Here is a 21120-nt window from a genome sequence, read left to right on the forward strand (position 1 = left end):
GCCCGGTAGGGCAATTCGCTACCGCGGGCGCTTTCTCCAACCTACCGTTTCGTAAGCTATTGATAAATATAATGAAAGCGGCCACTCCCTATTGTAGGAAGCGGCCGCCATTGTCTATCTTAAGTTTTGTTCCTGGCTCCTAAGGACACACCACCGGATCTGTGCCACCAGTGAACAAGTACGAAACGAGATAGGTCAAGTCAGCAATATTGATCTCACCATTGCCATCTATATCACCTTCTTCCAAGCACAGAGGAGGAGGACCACCAGTGAACAGGTAGGCTACAAGGTAGGTCAGGTCAGCAATATTGACTTCATCGGGTAATTCATAGTCGAGATTGCCGCGCAATTCGATACAACAGCATTTATCTCCAATACCATCGCCATTGGTATCGATCTGATTGGGGTTAGGATCTTCAGGACAGTTGTCGCATAAGTCACCAACCGTATCGCTGTCAACGTCTGCTTGATTAGCATTTGCTAAGGTCGGGCAGTTATCACAGTCATCACCCACACCGTCGCCGTCGGAGTCCAGTTGATCGGGATTTGATACAGCCGGACAGTTGTCGCACACGTCGCCGACCCCATCGGAATCTGCATCGGCCTGATCTTGATTGTAAATTGATGGACAGTTATCGTCCGGACAAGTGTTCTCGAGATGGTCCGGGTTACCGTAGCCGTCACCATCGGTGTCAAAGCAAACAGCACCACCCGCTTTCACATAGGTATTAACAATCGGCGAGAAAAGGCTCCACTGCCCCTCAGCATCCTGAGCGCGAACTCGATAATAGTAGCTCCCCGGGGCTTTGTCGGTAAAGGAGTAGTGGTCCCCGGTGATCGTCGAGGAGACAATAACCTCGGAAGCATATCCATTCACCGGATAGATATCGTCGAAGTAGATTCCTTCTTCGACAACATATCCATCAGTCTCATAGGTCAAACGAATGTATATTTCCTGTCCGACATAACTTGACAGATCGAACAGTCCCTCAACCCATCCCAAGGAATTTCCAGTGATCCCGTTCCCACGGTTGTTGCCATTCGGGTTGCTGGTTGTGGTGATGTTCCCCTCAAGGGTGGTGAAAGCCGAACCATCGATGGAAACCTCGACGTAGCCATAGTCCCAGTCTTTCTCAATATCATACCATGTCCATAGTCGCAGGGTGTCCCCGGTCAGGACTGCGATTGTGGAATCGGTTTTAATATAGCGATTGAAATTATTCCCGGAGCCTGAGTAGAAGCTGCTCGGCGCCGAGTGGCTGTGATCGCTTGAGATCGAGAAATCGTTATTGGTCCAATTGTCGAAGCCTTCTGCATTGTCGATGATCCGCTGAAATCCGCTCAGTTCCACCAATTCGAAGAATACCGCTGGATTGACGGTGTCGTCAGAGTCCCAGGTAACATCGTATGCGATCGAGTCCACCGTATCCGCCACGAATATGTCCGGTATCTCCGGGGGCAGAACTTCGTAAGGATCCCCGGCTACCTCACATAAGAACAGGATCGGCCCCAGGTTCTCGGCCACAAGGGCCGAGATGCGTGAAGGATCGGGCCAGAAGCCGTCATCGCTACTGCCGACCTCAAAAGTGAAGGCATAGTTCTTGTTCTTAAGAACCTGCTCTCCATAACACCAATCATCAGAGACGCCGTTGGCCGGGTAGAGACCATGGGACGGTTCAGCGGTGTAACCATTAAAGGTTGCCATCGAGTCGGCCATCGCAGCAAAGAGATCATTCTCCGGTGTCAACAGGTAGTCATAACCCCACGGATAAAGGATCAGATTGGAATAGGAGTGAATATACACCGTGTTAACGAAACTGTGGGCAATGGTAAAATCCCGCATATGCTGGGTCTCAGGCTCAGAGAAAGCACCGGTCCCTCGGTATGTTTGCGTACTGCAGTACGGGGATGACCCGACATCATCGTACCCCCACTGGTAGCCGAAGTTACGGTTGAGATCTACCCCCCAGGTACCGTCCAAATTGTCCCGACGATTCTTGCGCCACATGCCGCCGCCACCCGAGTTGGTGACTTCGTTGTGATAGTACCCATCCGGATTCACTATCGGTACAAACCAGATTTCACGGTTATTGACCAGTTCGGTGATCTCCGGAAGTACCCCATAATTGTCGGTCAGGTGATCTATGGCGTGTAGCACTACGAGCGGCGTGATTACCTCGCGGGCATGGATAGCGGAATTGAACATCACTTCCGGTTCGTCTTCGTTGACATTGGGATTGTCCGATATCTTGATCGCCCATATCGGCCGCCCCTCGATACTTGAACCCAGATTGTGCTTGGTCGAAACGATAGTTGGATGGTCTGCTACGATTACATCGATCGCGGCGTATACTTCCGAGAGCGTCATGTACCCGCCCATGTCCTTGTGGATATCGAGCCGGTTTCGGTAGAATGTCACGAGATCAGCATGTATAACCTCAAGGCGGAAGCCCATTATTTCGAGCTCTGTCAACTCCTCCTTGTTGGTAATAATCTCAACATAGTCGTCGGTCTGGAACACCCGATCAAGAGGTAAGGACCGGAACTTGATGTAGTCTGCCTTGGTGTCAATAAAGATTTTTACCTGCATGTACTCTGCGGCAACAGCACCGGCATAACCAGCCACCAGCAACAGGACAAGAGCAAGAATGAGAATATGACAATAGCGCATGAATGGTCTCCGATACATTAGGTAAGTACAGTTGATCTATTATATTATTCGTAACATAGTAGTAAGTGGGCCAACTTCGTCAGAAAATACATCAAATTGAGTTTGATGATCTATTAATCTATGGCCAATATAGTCTAAAGCTGCGATTTATCAAGCCAAAATGTATCGGGCGCAGACTCTGCGATATGATTGGCTTCCACCAGTCAAATCTGTAATTTCCGGAACGGGAGAAAGGGGGGTCCTCTCGACCGCTTTATTCACACTGAACCCCAGGCTCAGTCCCCGCCAGTGTAGGTGTGCAGTATGGTACCTTCGCTACCGACCACCCAACCATTCTCGTCATCATGGAAATAGACTCCAAACAGACTAGAAACAAAATCTGTCGACATCTGCGTCCAGCTAAGACCGTCGTCTGAAAACAGAACCACACCATCCGAACCAACGGCCCATCCTTTGCCGCTTGGCGCAAAGGTCACGTCGTATAGAGCATAACTAGCAAAACCTTCCAGCATAGTCCAATTCGATCCAGCATCATTCGTATACAGAATCGTTCCGGCCAGTCCAACTGCCCATCCCGTAGTATTGTTGATAAATTTAACATTGGTGAGATCGTAGTTTGAAGTATTGTCTTGCTCGGTCCAGGTTTCGCCACCATCGGCTGTGAACAGAATGAGTCCGGTATTGCCTACGATCCATCCGCTATCGGCGCTGACAAATTGAACACCGCCCAGGTGGAGAGAGACATTAGCTTCTTGTGAAACCCAGGTGTTCCCTCCGTCGCTCGTGTGGATAATGAAACCAGCCCGACCGACAGCCCAGCCGGTATCAACACTTATGAAATGAACCGACTCTAAATCGAGTGTGTCCGGGGGGGGCTGTGATATCCAGTTCGCCCCACCATCAGTTGTTTTCACTATAAATCCGTGCTTGCCAACCGAGTAGCCTGTCTGCGCATCAAGAAACTGAACATCACCCAACATGTAGTCAAGCTGCTCAAGGTCCTGCAACTCCCATGTCTTACCACCATCGACTGTAGCCAATGCATATCCTGATGGATAGGCTCCCCCAACATTCCCAACCACCCAACCGTGAAGATCATCGGAGAATGTGATGGCCCGGAGATCCTGCTGAATGGCATTGTCAATCTTCTGCCAACTTGTTACTCTGAGGCTGCAGGGGACAAACACATCTGCAGCTTGTGGTGAAGTTATAACAATCGTATCATAATAAAGGCCAGCTGCGAAGCCAACATGATTCACGCTGACCGTAATCGTATCTGGCGCAGAAGAGCTTTGAGGACTGAAGGAAAGCCATGAGGACGAAGAACTCAAAGTGAAATCGGCTTGCGCGCTGAACTCGGTCGCACACACCAGCATCTGAGAGTCCGGCGGATCAATACCGCGTACACCCACGAATGAAAGACTCTTAGGAGAAGCACTCATACTGCTCCTAATGGATAGAGACACTTCGATGATCTGTGGAGAGTTGGTTGCTTCAGGTGAAACGATCCAGACACTATCCACATGTTCCCCGGCTGGAAGGCTATACCAAAGCATCTGAATCCAAAGTGTATCTTGCTCCGGAAGTGACCCAATCGGTAGTCCCTGCCCCTTGCCAACATCCAGCCAATCAGCAGTCCATTCGGCCTCATACGAAACCGTACCATCTCCGCTATTGGACAGATATACATTCGTCACCGCTGGATATAACGGCGGGTTACCAACCGTTGACGAATTCGAAATGATCAATGGCTCCACAATCAGCATTGGCGGATCTGAAGATACGGTATCCTCATCACACCCGCCAAGTACCAGCAAAAGATAAACCATGAACAGCAATAAGAGGACAGTTCCGGAGTTAATTCTGCGACTCATTTGTGGTCTTCCTTTCCCTCACTTTGCAGCAAATAGGACACAGCCACACCAAATGTCAATGTCAAATGCTTATCGTCACGGCAACGCATAGACCGGTACAGGTCAGACACTCTACCGCGACAAAGGACAGATCTATTGACGGTTCATTTAATTCGGGTCGAGTCCTCATGTCACAATACAGACGGACAACCCGGTCGTGTCGTTCAAACTCAACTACCGTGAGCTGGTGTCTCTCATGGATGAGCATTTATTCGATCACAAAAAACCCGTCGACGAGTTTGTTGTCCCGACGACGGGTGTTTACTTGCCACAAGTATCGTAGTCAGATCATTTCTCTACATCATGATCTCGAGCCAGTTTGCCTTTGGCCTTCAGTTCCTTCTTCTTGTTCTCAATGGCAGCGTCTTTGATGACCATGCTCTTGGCTCCAAAAAGAGCAAACCGAAGCCACTGATTGGCAAAGCTCAGCATCTCTAAATCGTCTTCTTTGATCCGCGCTTTGGTTTCTTCGTCCACCTCAAATTTCTCGAAGAAAGAAGAGCTGAATACGAGTTTTCGGAATCGATCTACATCGTAACATGCCATGAAGAACATCTCAACTCGATCAGGCGGAAGTTCCCCACCATCCTGGAAGTACTTGTGCGTCGTCAGGTCTCTAAACGCCTCGCCCATCTTGTTATATTCTTCGATCCCCTGATCCTTCAACCACTCTGACACAACGTATTGATGGTCTTCATTGAAACCCTTGCACACATCTTCTTTTAGCAGGAAATAAAATTCCTTGTCGAGTTCTTCTGAACCCTCTCCAGGTGCGGCTAATCCGAGAGGATACATGCGGCAAGCCCATGGACGGTCCTCATAGACACCACAACCCTTCTCAGAAACAAAGGGACATTTCTTCTCTTCGTTGCTGCTCATCTGGAGCAGGATAACCGGGTATGGCAGGTTTCGATCAAACGGAGAGAGGGTATATTTTCTCAGGAGTTCTGTCGATGTCATGCCCAGCTTTTTCTTAAGCCGGATGATGTCGTATGGTGTCAGAAATATGTTGACGTCGCGACAACAGTTATTGAAACATGGCACGCCTGGATGACAACGGAAGTCAAAAGTACTCTGCTCATCAAGACGGGGGTACTCCTTAAGGATTTGCTGCTTGAGATTCTCAATCTCTCTCATTTTCTACTCCCCTTCCCGATCGATAATACGATCTCGGTGAGCCTGCGACGACCATGCCGGTAGAGGTGAACTCTGCCCTGTCTCCGGGTCAACGCGATGACGGTATGAGATGTTCTGGTCATACTCGGTTCGCATCCATTCCCAGCCCTTCACATAATAGGAGCAGTCATCGTTGAAACAGACGTAATGTGCATGCAAGCCCCAGTTGGCTTCGACCGGAGGTTGCCAAAGGTGCATTTTCTGCCCACAGTGTGGACATATATCTATCTTCTTTTTGTCTTCCATATTCAAACCGATTTCCAATCTAACTTCTGTTGGGGCATCTGTAAACAGCTTCCTGAAGTCTCGCCGGCCATGATCTCCGCACCCACAGCCAGTTGGTTATGCGAAACTGAAAGTCCTCCGAGCGGGAAACCCGCCCGGAGGACCATAAAATCAAGAATCAAGTAGTGAGCCATCGAGTTTCCGATGAGCCGGGTCGAAAGTAATCGAGCCTTACCACCGGGTCGACAATGGCTACCATCCTATCCAAAGATGTACTTGATGTCGCGCTTCATCATCTCCCACTTACCGGACTTGCGGTCGTACCGGCAATTGGCAAAGACCGCCCAGTCTTCCTTCATGGTCGGGCAGTCAGAACGGAAGTAGTATCCAGGCCAGCGAGTCTCTTCACGGAAGAGAATCGTGCGGATATGAGCTTCTGCCTGCCACATACGGTGGATATTCTCCCAGCAGCGCATCAGTTCGTGCAGATCCTCGGCGCCCAACTTGTCAGAATCCTCTCTGAGGAAGTCCAACAGTTCGAGACCCTTCTCGAGGAGCGGCTTGTTGGTCGTGAACTGAGTGCTAACGCCACCAGCATACTCGTCCATGATCTTCTGTAAACGGAACATGAACTGCTTGGGACGAATGTAGTTGGGGTTGGTATCCTGATCGGTGGAACCATCCTTGTTGGTCTCAAAGGTATCCAGCGGAGCCAGGATGACCTTCTTCAACTCTTCGATCTTGGCATCATCAAAAGTCGGCTCAGCCGGATTGTCCACGCAGTAAGCTACGGCAGCTTTGGCCGCAATTCTTCCCTCGGTAAGAGAACCGGAGGAGAACTTGTGGCTGGAAGCACCAGTAGCATCACCGGCCGCGAACATACCCTTGACGGTGGTCATGTTGTCATAACCCCAGGCATAACCTTCAGGAGCGATGTCCGGAGGGCCACTGACCCAGGCGCCGGAGGCACCAGAGTGAGAACCAATGAAGTACGGCTCACAAGCGGCGATCTCAGATGGCTTCTCTTCCGGAGCGGTATTGGTGGCCGCCCACAGAATAGCCTGCGAGATGGTCATGTCCAGGAAATCTTCCCAGGCTTCAGCTTCGAGCTCTTTGAGCTTTTTCTTCTTGGATTTCTCATCAGGAGATTCGTCGGCAATTTTCTGGATGGCTTCTTCGGTCCGCATATAGATCGGGCCTTTGCCGTCCATAACGTCAAGCATCATGAGCCAGTTACGCAGGTTGGCCGGAACCGGCTTCACCATTCCGTAAGGTTTCCACTTCTCGAGTTCAGGGCGACGAGTTTCCATGTAGTTCTCACCCAGGCCATTGGTGGCACGGGACTTGAACAACAGGAACCAGGCACCGACAGGACCATAAGCATCCTTAAAGCGCACCGGAATAAAGCGGACTTCCTGACAGGTCATTTCAGCGCCACCCTTGAGGGTGAAATAGGCGCTGGCGCCGGAGTTAAACGGCGGATACCAGGAACGACCCAGACCTTCGCCAGTTGAACGCGGCTTGAAGACGTGTACCGCGCCACCCATGACAGCGATAGTCGTCTTCGCCTTGAAGACGTAGAACTTGTTATCGCGGACGCTGAAACCAACAGCGCCAACACACTTGTCACCGTCGATCAGAGGCTCAACGATGAAAACACGCTCGTAGATATTGTCCATACCCAAAGCGTTCTTGGCGGCTTCAGCAACGAGAACCTTGTAGGATTCACCGTTGATCATCAACTGCCAGCGACCTTCGTGTACGTAGGCACCTTCGGCATCTTTCCAGATCGGCAGTCCCCACTTCTCAAACAGATGCACAGACGAGTCAACGTGGCGCGCAATATTGGCCACGAGATCTTCACGACAAACACCCATCAGATCGTTGCGAACGTAATCGCAGTAATCATTGATAGTGTTCTGGCCGTCCTTGACACCAACATACTGGTTGATGGCGGACAGTCCCATAGCGACCGCACCGGAACGATCCATAGCGGCCTTATCGACCAACGTTACCTTGAGGCCGTGTTTCTTGGCCCAGTAGGCGCCTTCCACAGCACATCCACAGGCAGCCATACCGCCACCGCAGATAAGGACATCAGTCTTGACTTCAACAGTTTCGAAATTTGCCATTTCCTTGTCCGTCCTTTCCTACTTTACCTTGGGGATTTCGGCCATACCACAGGACTCTGGCTCGGTGAACAGCATCGTGCTCTTGAGATCATCATCAGCAGTGGCAAAACCACCATCCGGGACCGCCGAACCTTCCGGCGTCGTACGGATCGGGAACTTGAAACGCTTGAGCATGCCATTACGGAACTTAACCGTCCACATAATGCTGTCAGTCGAACGCATCGGCGTGACGGAAGCACCCAGCGGGCAGAAGTCAGCATAACCGCGAACCTCGACCGCCTGTACCGGGCAAATCTTCACGCAGCTATAGCATTCCCAACACATATCCGGGGCCTGGTTGAAGGCCTTCATAAGATCTTTGTTGAGAACCATCAGGTCATTGGGGCAGATATACTGGCAAGCGGTCTTATCCAGCGCCTTGCACCCGTCACATTTCTCAGGGATCACATAACTAGGCATCGATTCCTCCTGATTGGATGTTTTTCTTAAGGTTCATAATTACTTTTCTGTCTTTGTATCTCATTTCTATTCCAATGTCGTTACTTGGCGTCGCCGGTTGCGTGGCCATGCATTTTCACTTCGACCTTCTCAGTCAGAGAACCGTAGTACTTGCGCAGGATAGCTAATACTTCCGCACGACTGAATTCGGCCGGAACGTCGCCACCTTCAGACAGAGACTTACGCAAAGCCGTTCCACTGAGGAACAGACGATCTTCCTTCGCATGCGGACAGGTCTTCATCGAAGCCATACCACCGCACTTGTAGCACCAGAAAGTCCAGTCGATCGGAAGCATCTTGCACTCAAGAGCACCGTCCCAGAGTTTGAAGAAAATATCCTGGGCATCAAACGGACCATAATAGTCGCCCACGCCAGCATGGTCACGACCAATGATCATATGGGTGCAGCCAAAATTCTGGCGGAATACGGCGTGCAACAGGCCCTCGCGTGGACCGGCATAGCGCATATCGAGCGGGTATCCACCCTGTATTACACGTTCCTTGACGAAGTAATTCTCAACAAGCGTATTAATGCAGTTCACACGAACATCAGCCGGAATGTCGCCGGGTTTCAGCTTACCGACTAACTGGTGAATATACAATCCGTCGCTAACCTCAAGGGCGATCTTGGCCAGGTATTCGTGCGAACGGTGCATTGGGTTACGAAGCTGTAGCGCGGCGATCGTTGTCCAACCATTGTCTTCAAATATCTTGCGGCTCTCAGCAGGACGCTGGTAGCTGCCCTTGAACTCGGTTGGGAAATAGCTCTCGGAGAGAACTTTCACTGGACCAGCCAGGTTGAACTTCTTCTGTTCCATGACCATCTTCACACCCGGATGCTCCGGATCTGTCGTTGTGTAGACGTGCTTGCACTCGAACTCCTTGTCGATTTCATAGCACTCGGTCACTTTCATCGTGCCCATAATCTCTTCAGTCTCTCCTGAGACCAAACAAATTTCGGCACCGGCATCGATTTTGTCATCATGAGACAAAGTTACTGGAATCGGCCAAAAGATACCGTTGGTCATCTTCATGTCCTGACAGACACCTTTCCAGTCCGCTTCAGTCATGAATCCTTCCAGCGGTGTGAAACCACCAATACCCAGCATAATCAAGTCGCCGGTTTCACGAGTGGTCATGACTACCTTGGGCAGTCCTTCGGCCTTCTTCAGTTCTGCTTCCTTCTCTTTTCCTTCGAGAAGCAGAATCTTCAGAGTGTCACTCCCATGGGGAGAGATAAGTTTGCTGTTGCTCATTGCATAATCCTGTTTCTATGCCAGAGGCATACGTTATTGAGTATCATTATGTTTTGCTATTGATAATGTGACTTTTTTCACAAAGCTAAGTCGTTCGGCTTCTCTACGGGTCTCCTCCCACCAAGTCTTTTTTTCGTAGCATCGAACGTACTATTTTTCACAAGCAGTGTCAAGCGAAAAGCTCCGCAGTTTCTCTTATTTTTCACCTTTTTTTAGAGGATGACATCCTTCCGAACAACAGCACTAATAATAACTTATATACACCACTCCCCCTCCTCTCGATTACCTGTGGAAGTTGTCCTGTCCACACTCTCAAATGATTAGTATGACTTAAGAAAGGGTTCTTTCTCGTTAAATACTACTGACTCTCCCCTGTCTGTCACCCCTAAACAATTATTAAGCACTGCTCATGCAATTCTGAGTCCGAAGGATGTTGTCATGTAATCGTAACCTACTTACTGGAACAAAGTTACGATAATAGTAATTTCCAAGGCGTATATTGAACCTGTCCCGCTCAGATCAGAATATGGTATTCTGTTGAGTTTACCCTTCGTTTATGTTTGTTAACTCTATATTATGCAACACATTGTGAAATTCGTAACAACACGTGGAAATTTGTTGACAGCTGGTAATGTACGAAATACTTTAATTTGTTATTAAAGAATCCCATTTGTCGTTCCCAGTCCTTGGGAAAGGAGATCTTCAATGGCGTCTGTGCGGACAATGGACCCTGATCTGAATCTTATTCACGATCTCAGAAAAGCCGGTGGTGACACACTTAACAAATGTTATCAATGCGCAACCTGTTCGATCGTGTGTGACCTCTCCCCGGCCGACAAGCCATTCCCACGCAAAGAGATGCTAATGGCGCAGTGGGGGCAGACCGAACGCCTGGTTGCAGACCCCGACATCTGGCTTTGTCATCAGTGTGCCGATTGCACCACCTATTGCCCACGAGGTGCCCGTCCAGGCGACGTTCTCGCAGCAATCCGGAACTTCATATATCGAGCATACTCGGTCCCCGCCTTCATGGGAAAAGCCCTGCCCTCTCCAGCTGCATTGCCGATCCTGCTGGCGGTGCCCATTGCGATCTTGCTGGCCTGTGTCCTGATGTTCGCCCCGACCGGAGTTGATGGCAGTTATCTATTCCTGGCAGCAGGCCATACTATTGATTTCAACGTCTTCCTCCCCCACTCCACTGTGGATGTGGTCTTTGTAGGGGCAACGCTCCTGGTGTTCATACTTGCTGTTTTCGGTTTTACTCGATTCTGGAAAGCGCTAAAAGCTGGCAATCCTGAGGTCAAGATGTCATTCATACCGGCGTTGATTGCTACCATGGTAGAGTTCATTTCACACAGCCGGTTCAAGCAATGCGAAGAAAACCGACCGAGAGCAACTGCTCATCTTCTGCTGGTACTCGGCTTCGGACTGGCCTTCGCATCGACGATACTCGTGTTCGTACAGACATTTATCCCGCACTATATACAAGCGTTCTTTGTTGAAGATTTCCATCCTTTCTTCGAAGTCCCAGCCAGTGAGCTTCCGTTTGGCCTCGCCAATCACATCAAGATACTCGGTATTCTCGGAGGAATAGGTATTCTCGTGGGCACGCTTATGCTGCTCTATCGCCACTGGACCGATGCGGACAAGGTTGGTGCCAACGGGTATGCTGATTCGTTATTCCTCTACGTTGTGTTCTTTGCTGGCCTTACTGGTATGGCAGCCTGGTTGGTTCGTCTGTCGGGAGCTGCTATGGGGGCGTATGCGTGCTATTTCGCCCACCTGTTGTGCGTCTTCATGTTGCTGGTCTATTTGCCGTACTCGAAATTCGCCCACATGGTCTACCGCACTCTGGCTCTGACACATTGCCGGATGATCGGGAGAGAACCGCGAACGTAGACGAAACCATCGCTCTATAAGAATAATCCAAACTTGTCGCCCCAACGAACAATTAAAGAGGCGATGCCGTTCTGGATTCGTCACTTGCCTGAACAACATCTGTTTGCTACCATTACGCAGGTAACATCACATTGTCACGGAGGAAACCTCCTGTTTTGAGTGAAAAATACATCTTCCATATGCAAGGCGTGAACAAATTCTATGGCCAGCGACAGGTCCTCAAGAATATCAATCTAAGCTTCTATCCCGGCGCCAAGATCGGTATTGTCGGCGAAAACGGATCTGGTAAAACAACTGTGCTCCGCATCATGGCCGGTCTCGATACAGAGTTTCAGGGCGACGCCTTCATCACGCCTGGTTTCCGTGCTGGAATTGTACAGCAGGAACCAGAGCTTGATCCGAGCCTGACCGTGCGGCAGACGATTGAGTCCGCGTTTGGTGAGACCAAAGCCCTGCTCAATGAATACAACACTATCGCCGACAGCATGGCCACCCCTATGGAAGATGATGAAATGCAGAAGACAATGGAACGAATGGGGGTCCTTCAGGACAAAATTGACACTCTGGATGCATGGAATCTCGACCGCGCCCTGAGTGTGGCCAGCGATGCGCTCTGTCTTCCCGATGATGATCGCGTGGTTGAGACTTTGTCCGGGGGTGAGCGACGCCGAGTGGCGTTATGCAAAATTCTACTGGAGAAGCCGGACCTGCTGCTGCTTGATGAGCCAACCAACCATCTCGACCCCGAAACGATTAACTGGCTTGAAGAACAGTTGCGCGAGTATCCGGGCACAGTCATTATAGTAACTCACGACCGCTACTTTCTGGACAATGTCACCAAGTGGATTCTTGAACTGGAGAGCGGCGCGGGGATACCGTGGGAAGGCAACTACACATCATGGTTGGAACAAAAACTGACCAAACTTGCCCATGCCGAGAAGAAAGACTCTCTTCGAGCGAAAGCGCTCCAACGGGAACTTGACTGGATTCGACTTAGCCGAGGTGATCGCAACGAAATGGCTCGCGCTCGTATCCGCGAGTACGAACAGTTAGTAGCTCGCGAAACCGCCAGATCAAAGTCGGGCGAGACAGTTATTCAAATAGCGCCTGGGCCGGACCTCGGTAGTCAGATTGTAGAGTTTCAGGATGTGACTATGGGCTATGATGATCACACTCTGTTTGAGAAGTTATCGTTTGGCATCCCGCGTTCGGCGGTAATCGGTTTGGTTGGACCGAACGGGACCGGCAAAACCACCCTTCTCAAACTGGTCACCAACGATCTGCAGCCGGTCTCCGGCACCGCAGTGATCGGCAAATCGGTGCAGATAGCTTATGCCGACCAGGAACGGCAATCGCTTGATGGCGACGCCAACCTGATTGAAGAAGTAGGCGGCGGACTTGATCATGTGGTCATTGGCGATCGCAAAATCCCCATTCGGCAGTATCTTGCGCTGTACGGTTTCAAGGGGGCATCCCAACAAAAACGAGCTAGCGAGTTTTCGGGCGGTGAACGCAACCGGTGTCATCTAGCCAAAGTTCTCAAAGTAGGCGGCAACCTTCTGCTCCTGGACGAACCGACCAATGACCTCGATGTCAATACCCTGCGGATGCTCGAAGAGGCCATCCTTGATTTCTCCGGATGCGTACTGGTGATCAGTCATGATCGCTTTTTCCTTGATCGCATATGTACCCATCTGCTGGTATTTGAAGGCGAGGGTAAAGTCAGATGGTACGAAGGCAACTTCTCATCGTATCAGGAATGGCGCAGCAAGGAACTGGGCGATCACCTCTTTGAAAACCGCCGCAATCGGTATAGGACAATTGTGAAGGCACAGGCGTAACAGGCATTGCCTGGCGGTTTGTTCCCCTAGTCAGCCAACCATCTCGCTACATCAGGGGCGTGGTAGGAAATGATGATGTCGGCACCCGCTCGCTTGATGGATGTCAGAATTTCCAAGGCCAGTCGTCGCTCGTCGACAATCCCACGCTCGGCGGCCAGTTTGACCATCGAATATTCCCCGCTCACATTGTAAGCAGCCACTGGCACGTTCAGATCAGGCATTGCTTTCGCATTGGCGATGACATCGAGATATGAAAGCGCCGGTTTGACCATTACGATGTCGGCACCTTCATCAACGTCGAGGGCGATTTCTTTGAGAGCCTCGCGGCTATTGGCCGGGTTCATTTGATACGATGCGCGATCACCAAACTGCGGCGTAGAACCGGCTGCTTCACGGAACGGACCGTAGAACGCTGAACAATACTTGGCGGCGTACGCCATGATCGCCACCTCTTCGCTGCTACTTTTGTCGAGTGCGTCCCTGATTGCGGCCACACGACCGTCCATCATGTCGCTCGGCGCCACCATATCCGCACCCGCCTCAGCATGACTAACTGCCTGACGTGCAAGGAGATCAATGGTCGCATCGTTGTCTATCACGTTGTTGTTCTTGACAACACCACAATGACCATGATCGGTATATTCGCACAAGCAAACATCTGTGATAACCAGAATATCCGAATTGAACGACTTGATCTCTGACACGGCACGCTGGATAATACCATCCTTTTTCAATGACGCTGAGCCGGTAGCATCCTTGTTCGACGGAGTACCGAATAGGATTACGCCTGGAATACCTAACTTGAATGCGCGATCTGCCTCACGAGCAGTCTCGGCAACGGGATAGTTGAAAATGCCGGGCATGCTTGTTATCGGTTCCGGCTTGTCCACGACTTCACTGACAAAGACAGGGTAGATGAAATCCGAAATCGACAGTCGCGTCTCGGTCGTCAGACGTCGCATTGCTTCGGATCGCCGCAGTCGCTGGGGACGATCATTCGGAAAACTCATTTGCTTCTCCTCAGGGAATGTGACGAGGCAAAGACCACCAGTTGGTCAATCAAGTCAGGAATAGAGTGCTTTGTAGCCTCAAGAGTAATATCAAAGCCATGTGAACGTATCACCTTCGATGTAGCCGGACCAATAGAGACAATCGCTGCCGGTGCAATGATATCCTTGATCTTGTCCGGATCGAGACATTTCATCAGGCCATCCGCCGTTGAGCCACTGGTAAAGATGACAACATCCGGCGGAAACTCGGCCAGTTTCGCTTTTCTCTCTTCGGCCCATCCAACATGGTGGGTCTCGTAGACCGTCATCGGAATCAACTCAGCGCCGACGGAAATAATTGCCTGATCAATATTGTCCACACTCAGATTACCCCGCACACGAACAACGGTCGCACCTCGAAGAGTTTCAATCTTCTCCAGTTCCTCGGAGAATGCTGCCGTCGTGGCTACCGCCGGAATGAAGTCCGGTGTAATACCATATTTCTTCAACGCCCGTTTCGTTCCTGTACCAATCACGGCGATCTTGAACGCACCCAACTTTCGAATATCATAACCATGTACCCTGAATTGCGAGAAGAAAAACTCAACGCCATTTTCACTGGTGAATACTAACCAGGACTTTTCGGTTTGGATATTCTTGAAATTGGTCCATGCTTTCTCGTCTGTGTGTTCTTTCACAGCTATTGTCGGAAAAGCCAGCACCTCGGCACCCAGTTCGCGAAGTTGACGATACACCCAATCTGCCTGGTGTGCCGGGCGAGTCACCATCACCCGCAATCCGAACAGGGATTTGTCACGGAACCAGTTGAGGTTCTCACGCAACTTCACTGCTTCACCGATAACCAACAATGCAGGAGCTGTAACCTTGTTGGCCCTGACAGTAGTGACCAATTCCGCAAGCGTAGAGACAAACACGCGCTGTGATGGGAACGTTCCTCGTTCAATGACAGCGGCTGGTACAGAGTCTGAAAGTCCTGACGTCATAAGCTCGGCAACAATTGGTTCAACCTCAGCAACACCCATATAGATGACGATTGTGCCCTTGGTTCCGCCGGCGATCCAATCCCACGGAACCGAAGAAACCTGCTTGTCCTTGGCCATGTGTCCGGTGGCAAAAAGTACCCAGGATGCACAACGCCGGTCAGTGGTCGGAATACCGGCATAGGCTGTGGCTCCCACTCCAGCCGTAACGCCAGGTACGATCTCGAAGCGTATCTTGTTTTCCGCCAGAAACTCCGCCTCTTCTCCCCCACGTCCGAAGATCAGCGGATCGCTGCCCTTGAGTCTGACAACTATCTTACCAGCTCGTGCCAACTTGACCAGAAGCTTATTGATCTCATTCTGTCCAATACTCGCGCACCCTCCCCGCTTGCCGACATAGTGTCGCTCGACCGTCGGTGGCAAAGTAACAATCAGTTCATCGGGAATGAGGCTGTCATAAACAACAACATCACACGCCTGCAATAATTGATGTGCTCTGAGCGTTATCAGACCCGGATCACCGGGGCCGGCACCAGCCAGATAAACAATTCCTCGCTCGTCAGTATTCATAAGCGCGTACCCAATTAGTCAGTCACAAGACCTACTCTTCTGAGCTACTGTCCGTCTGCTCACCCTTGTCGTCTTCCGGTGGGGCTGGGGCAGGAGCTCCTATCAGAATACGGTGCAGCTCGGTCTCAAGCGCAGCCCCATCCTTGGCATCAAATAACGTCTTCCAATCAACTTCCACAAAGCGTTCAAAGGCGGCGTGTTTCTGCTCCGGTTTCCCTTTCCAGTGGTTGCGGACGTTCACACGGAACTCCACGGCCAACTTGACCAAGTCGTTCCAATGCTTGGGGAAGATATTCTCCAGCACATGTCTGAGATGTCCCGACAAGAACGGTGCCTTGCCATCGGTCGAGATCGAGACGGTCATGCAATCTCGCGTTAACACAGCGGGAAAGATAAAATCGCACAAAGGAGGATTGTCCACGACATTCACCGGTATACCAGCCGCCTGGCAGTCATCATACACCTGACAGTTGACATCCTCATCGTTGCTGGCCCCGATCACCAATCCAAACGAACTCGCATCCTTGGCCTGATACGGACGCTTATGTAAAGTCAGCAGTTCCTTCCCCGCATAGTATTCAATTCTGTCCTCAACCTCAGGCGCAATCACAGTGATATTCGAATTGTACTCAAGCAACGTCTCAATCTTTCGCTGAGCGATTCGTCCGCCTCCGACAATCAAGCACTTACGATGTTCCAATGAGATGGCAATAGGTAGATAGGTATTAGCCATAGTATCACTTCTCCGAATCTGAACATTTGCTACACGTGCGAGCGGTTACCCGCACCAATTTCCTAACAAGCGAGCGAGTCGCCTCAGTCAATTCCAATTGCAACTCGGGCGACAACTTATCAACTACCGTGGTCAGTGCCTGTTCCCTGAGCTGTTCGAACGATTCCTCGACGGTGGCCGACAACCGCTCGTGTCGAACATGATTGAACCAGTATATAAATTCGTTTAGACGTTCCTCGACGATTGTCTCGGCCTGCGGTATAGCCGCCTCACGCATTTTCTGCTGCCGACCAACGTGGTCTTTTACATCCTCAAGATCAAGAATATCAATGTGCGGATAACGACCCTTTTCGCACTCGACATCGCGTGGGATAGCCATGTCCATAATAATCAGTTTCTTGCCCGGATGGGTGTCAACAAATTGGTCAACTATAGCCGCCGTGATAATCGGTTCTTCCGATCCCGTACAGCTGACGACCAAATCGGCGTTCTCCAATAATTCGGACAGATTCTCCAACCCACAACCGACACCATCATAACGATCAGCCAAAGTGACCGCTTTCTCTGAGGTTCGATTGGCGAAAACAAAACGGCTATGCGGCATACGCACAAGATTCGATGCCGCCAGCACAATCATCTGGTTGACACCGATGAAAAGGATTGATGGCTTTTTCAGACCGTTGATCCTGGTCTTGATAAGATCAACCGAGGCGCTGCTGATTGAGCAGGCTCCTTTGCCCATCTCGGTCCCGGAACGAATCTGCTTACCCACCCGGAACGCCTGATGGAACAGCCGATGGATGACTTTACCGGTCGCTTTAACGGCACAAGCGGAGCCGTAGGCTTCTTTCACCTGCCCCATGATCTGGTTTTCACCAAGCACCATTGAGTCCAGACCGCCCGTCACACGGAAAAGCTGGTCAGCGGCATGACGGTCGCGCTTGGTATAGAAACTCTGTTGCAGGGAGTCGATGTCTATCCCTCTGTTATTGCGATAGAAACTCGCCACGACTTCGAACGGATCCGCATTGTGTTCCGCCACAAAGTAGAATTCGACTCGATTGCAGGTAGAGATGATGCACGACTCGATCACTTCCGGCAGATCACTGAAGGTGGCATTGGCCTCAGCCAGGTTATCATGCGTAAACCCAAACGGCTCACGTTGCTCAATCGAGGAGGATTTGTGGCTGATGCCACAGACGACCAAACGTGAAGCAACCGACACCATTACTCTGCTTCCTCGGTTTCGGGCAAGCCCGTGGTCCCGCCGCCCAATACGACGACGTTGTCGAATCCGGCTGTTTTCAGTTGCAATGCAGCCTGATACGAACGTGGCCCCCGGCGACAAAAAACCAGGATAGGCTTATCGTGATTAATCTTGTCCAAACCGTTCTTGAGGTCGCCTAGTTTTATATGGAGCAGGTCAGCGACATCAACCCCGACATTTATCGGCATGGCTTCCACTTCTGCTATCTCTCGTACATCAAGCCAGATGGCATTGGCGAATTGCACCAGACCTTCACCGGGGCCAACAAACTCCATTCCCTTCTCCTGCGCCAGCGCCATTCCGGCCAGGTGGTGTAACGGGTCGAGTGCCTCGCCATACGGAGGAGCGTAACCATGTTCGAAATCAAGCAGATCATTGATGGTTGCTTTTCGTTGGAGAAAAGACGAGAATACATCGACCCTCCGGGTGATGTCGCCTTTCCCAACCGCTTGCAAACCCAGCAGTTGCCTGCTTTCGGTAGCGTAGACCATCTTTAGGAAAACGTTGTTGTTTTCCGGGTAATAATCCGGCTTATCGAGAAAAGCTCCCCAAACCGTCTGAATATCCATCCCATCGGCAACAGCCGCGCGTTCTGACAAACCCACAGCACCGACGTTAAGATCAAATATCTTCACTAGAAATGCACCCAGCACACCTGGAAAAGACGCGTCGTTGCCCACGATATTCTCAGCAATAATCCGACCATGCCGATTGGCCAGAGAACCCATTGGCATAAACACTTCTTTACCTGTCAGTTGATGGATCGATTCCACACAATCCCCACCGGCAAAAATATCAGGATCGGAAGTCCGCATTTGCGCATCGACTCGAATTCCGCCGGTCGATCCGAGTTCAAGACCGCAACCCGAAGCAAGTTCTGTCATCGGCTTAACGCCCAGACACATGAACACATAATCGGAATCTATGTCTTCGTTCTCAGATACGGAAATCGTAGCCTTGCCATCAATGACGGCTACTTTCTCGACCGTGGCTCCGGTCAGGACATTGATACCCTGCCCGATCATCTCAGCCTTCACCAGTGCGGCCATTTCAGGATCGAGTACGTATGGCAGAAGTTGATCTTCACGCTCAATCAATGTTGTCTCAATACCCCAGAGTCCTCCGGCAGCTTCGGCAACTTCACAGCCAATGAATCCGCCGCCAATAATTGTAGCGGCCTCTATCTGTCCGGTCTGGGCCAATTTGCGAAACGTAATCGCATCTTCAGGACTCGTAAAGGTTCTGATATTGGGACCGTCATCAACCGAAAACGGTACCTTCGCTGCGGTCGCACCCGTAGCCAGCACCAATTTATCATAGCCGTGTTCAAATGTCGTCCCATTGGTAATCATTCTGACCGTTACGATTTTCTTCGCCCGGTCGATGCTGAGCACTTCGGCTCCTGTGACCGCCTCGAAACCCTTTGTATTCTCAAAGAACTCCGCATCGCGAACAACGCCATACGACGTCAGGGTTAGTTTCTGAAAGTTGTCAACGTCACCAGACGCGAAATACGGCATCCCGCATGTCGCATAGGACAGTTGCTCTTCCTTCTGAAAGAGAGTTACCTTGACTTTCGGATTCCTTCGCATGAGGGTCGCTGCTGTCTTGGGACCCGCCGCAACACCACCAACAATAACTACATCTGATTTCGTAACTGAGTCCATTCTCTCCACCACAGACCGAAGGGGCTGCCTTCAAGCAACCCCTTCGGGTCAGAGTATCTAATTCGTACTTTCTTCAACAAGCGACCACACCGGCGGTTCCGGTTTCATTACCAGACTAATGGTCAAGTAATTGCCGACGTACCCCCAGTGCGATCTTATACAAAACCGTCACCAGTAACGCGCCAACAGCATAAACTCCCAGCGTGATCATAACCTCCGGCATAGTAGGTGAATACTCGACAACCGCGCCCATCGGATTCGGAACAAAGCCGGTAATTATGAGTCCCATACCCTTGTCGATCCACAACGACATAAAAACGGCGACAGAGGCTACCGCCAAGACTGTGTGATTGCGACGCAACTTCGGCACGAGCAGCATCACCAGCGAGAAGACAGCCAGGATTATCGAAGCCCACATCCATGGCATCAGGAAAGTATGCTCTCCGATTCCCATGAACATATACTGGAAATGCGAAACGTGCTCAGGAATGTCACTGTACAGACCGGTGAATAACTCCATCAGCACCAGGAAAACATTTATACACATCGCATAGGTAGTGATTACCGCCAGCTTCTCGATCGGTTCTTTGCCGACATCGAACTTCGTCAGCTTCTTCAGCAACAGGCACAACAGAATCAGTAAAGCCGGACCCGCAGCAAAAGCCGAAGCCAAAAAACGAGGTGCCAGAACAGCCGTCATCCAAAACGGACGAGCCACCAGACCGGCATATAAAAACGCCGTTACGGTGTGGATGCTAACTGCCCAGGGAATCGAAAGGATAATAATAGGCTTGATCCACTTCGGAGGTGCAACCGCCTTGCGTTCGGCCGACAGAGTGACAGCCGCCACCAGAGCGTTGATCCCCAGATAGCCGGAAAGAGCAATGGTGTCCCAGAACATCGGGGAACTCGGCGACGGATGCAGGAACACATTGAGGATACGGAACGGCTGTCCCATATCAACAAAGATGAACAGCATACACATAGTAACCGAGCCAATGGCCAGAAATTCTCCAAGAATGGTTATTTTGCCAAAAGCCTTATAATTGTGCAAATAGTACGGCAGTACAACCATCACCGCTGAAGCTGCCACTCCAACCAGAAATGTAAACTGGGCAATGTAGAAGCCCCAGGTAACATCACGGCTAAGACCGGTTATGCCCAATCCTTCACTGAACTGCCTCAGGTAGAAGAAAGTACCTACACCGATGACGGCTCCCAGAAGTATCAGCCAGCCCCAGTATTTCTTATCTCCATAAAGTGCTTTTTCTATCATTGGTTC

General features: G+C 50.7%; 16 protein-coding genes. 2 read left to right on the plus strand and 14 right to left on the minus strand.

From position 1 onward, the window contains the following. Positions 1-139: 139 nt before the first annotated feature. The 8 genes from KOO62_01190 to sat form a co-directional block, all read right to left on the minus strand. On the minus strand, positions 140-2671 hold the full coding sequence (locus KOO62_01190; protein ID MBU8932598.1) for an immune inhibitor A: 2532 nt from the start codon (positions 2669-2671) through the stop codon (positions 140-142). Positions 2672-2946: 275 nt separating this feature from the next. Then, complete coding sequence (locus KOO62_01195; GenBank protein ID MBU8932599.1) at positions 2947-4545, minus strand: hypothetical protein; 1599 nt, start codon at positions 4543-4545, stop codon at positions 2947-2949. A gap of 327 nt (positions 4546-4872) precedes the next feature. Then, positions 4873-5721, minus strand: a complete 849-nt coding sequence (locus tag KOO62_01200; GenBank protein ID MBU8932600.1) for a YkgJ family cysteine cluster protein — start codon at positions 5719-5721, stop codon at positions 4873-4875. Between the two features lie 3 nt (positions 5722-5724). Next, complete coding sequence (locus tag KOO62_01205; GenBank protein MBU8932601.1) at positions 5725-6006, minus strand: ogr/Delta-like zinc finger family protein; 282 nt, start codon at positions 6004-6006, stop codon at positions 5725-5727. A 2-nt stretch (positions 6007-6008) separates the two neighbouring features. Beyond that, positions 6009-6179, minus strand: coding sequence for a hypothetical protein (locus tag KOO62_01210; GenBank protein MBU8932602.1), 171 nt, complete (start codon positions 6177-6179; stop codon positions 6009-6011). Between the two features lie 66 nt (positions 6180-6245). Continuing rightward, positions 6246-8117: an adenylyl-sulfate reductase subunit alpha gene (aprA, locus tag KOO62_01215; GenBank protein MBU8932603.1), complete on the minus strand. Its 1872-nt coding sequence runs from the start codon at positions 8115-8117 to the stop codon at positions 6246-6248. Between the two features lie 18 nt (positions 8118-8135). Next, on the minus strand, positions 8136-8576 hold the full coding sequence (gene aprB, locus KOO62_01220; protein MBU8932604.1) for an adenylyl-sulfate reductase subunit beta: 441 nt from the start codon (positions 8574-8576) through the stop codon (positions 8136-8138). A gap of 80 nt (positions 8577-8656) precedes the next feature. Then, a complete protein-coding gene (gene sat / locus KOO62_01225; protein MBU8932605.1) occupies positions 8657-9871 on the minus strand; it encodes a sulfate adenylyltransferase in 1215 nt (404 codons plus the stop codon). Positions 9872-10576: 705 nt separating this feature from the next. Between sat and qmoC the strand changes: the two genes are divergently transcribed. Next, the gene (qmoC, locus tag KOO62_01230) at positions 10577-11770 is read left to right on the plus strand and encodes a quinone-interacting membrane-bound oxidoreductase complex subunit QmoC (GenBank protein MBU8932606.1); all 1194 of its coding nucleotides are present in this window, start codon (positions 10577-10579) and stop codon (positions 11768-11770) included. A gap of 155 nt (positions 11771-11925) precedes the next feature. Further along, positions 11926-13611: an energy-dependent translational throttle protein EttA gene (gene ettA, locus KOO62_01235; protein MBU8932607.1), complete on the plus strand. Its 1686-nt coding sequence runs from the start codon at positions 11926-11928 to the stop codon at positions 13609-13611. 26 nt (positions 13612-13637) lie between these two features. Here ettA and hemB read toward each other — a convergent pair whose 3' ends face one another. The 6 genes from hemB to nrfD form a co-directional block, all read right to left on the minus strand. Next, positions 13638-14621 (minus strand): porphobilinogen synthase, encoded by a 984-nt coding sequence (gene hemB, locus KOO62_01240; GenBank protein MBU8932608.1) that lies wholly within the window; start codon positions 14619-14621, stop codon positions 13638-13640. Then, positions 14618-16171 carry a uroporphyrinogen-III C-methyltransferase gene (cobA, locus tag KOO62_01245; protein MBU8932609.1) on the minus strand — a complete coding sequence of 518 codons (1554 nt, stop codon included), beginning with the start codon at positions 16169-16171 and terminating at the stop codon, positions 14618-14620. Before cobA ends, hemB begins: the two co-directional genes overlap by 4 nt. Positions 16172-16202: 31 nt before the next feature. Continuing rightward, a complete protein-coding gene (locus KOO62_01250) occupies positions 16203-16904 on the minus strand; it encodes a bifunctional precorrin-2 dehydrogenase/sirohydrochlorin ferrochelatase (protein ID MBU8932610.1) in 702 nt (233 codons plus the stop codon). A gap of 4 nt (positions 16905-16908) precedes the next feature. Continuing rightward, positions 16909-18132 carry a glutamyl-tRNA reductase gene (gene hemA, locus KOO62_01255; protein MBU8932611.1) on the minus strand — a complete coding sequence of 408 codons (1224 nt, stop codon included), beginning with the start codon at positions 18130-18132 and terminating at the stop codon, positions 16909-16911. Continuing rightward, positions 18132-19838, minus strand: coding sequence for an FAD-dependent oxidoreductase (locus KOO62_01260; protein ID MBU8932612.1), 1707 nt, complete (start codon positions 19836-19838; stop codon positions 18132-18134). The genes hemA and KOO62_01260 overlap by 1 nt, the downstream gene beginning before the upstream one ends. 115 nt (positions 19839-19953) lie before the next feature. Further along, complete coding sequence (gene nrfD / locus KOO62_01265; protein MBU8932613.1) at positions 19954-21114, minus strand: polysulfide reductase NrfD; 1161 nt, start codon at positions 21112-21114, stop codon at positions 19954-19956. Between the last annotated feature and the right edge of the window lie 6 nt (positions 21115-21120).

The organism is Candidatus Zixiibacteriota bacterium, from assembly GCA_019038695.1.
In the GTDB taxonomy this organism is placed as follows: Bacteria; Zixibacteria; MSB-5A5; order GN15; family FEB-12; genus B120-G9.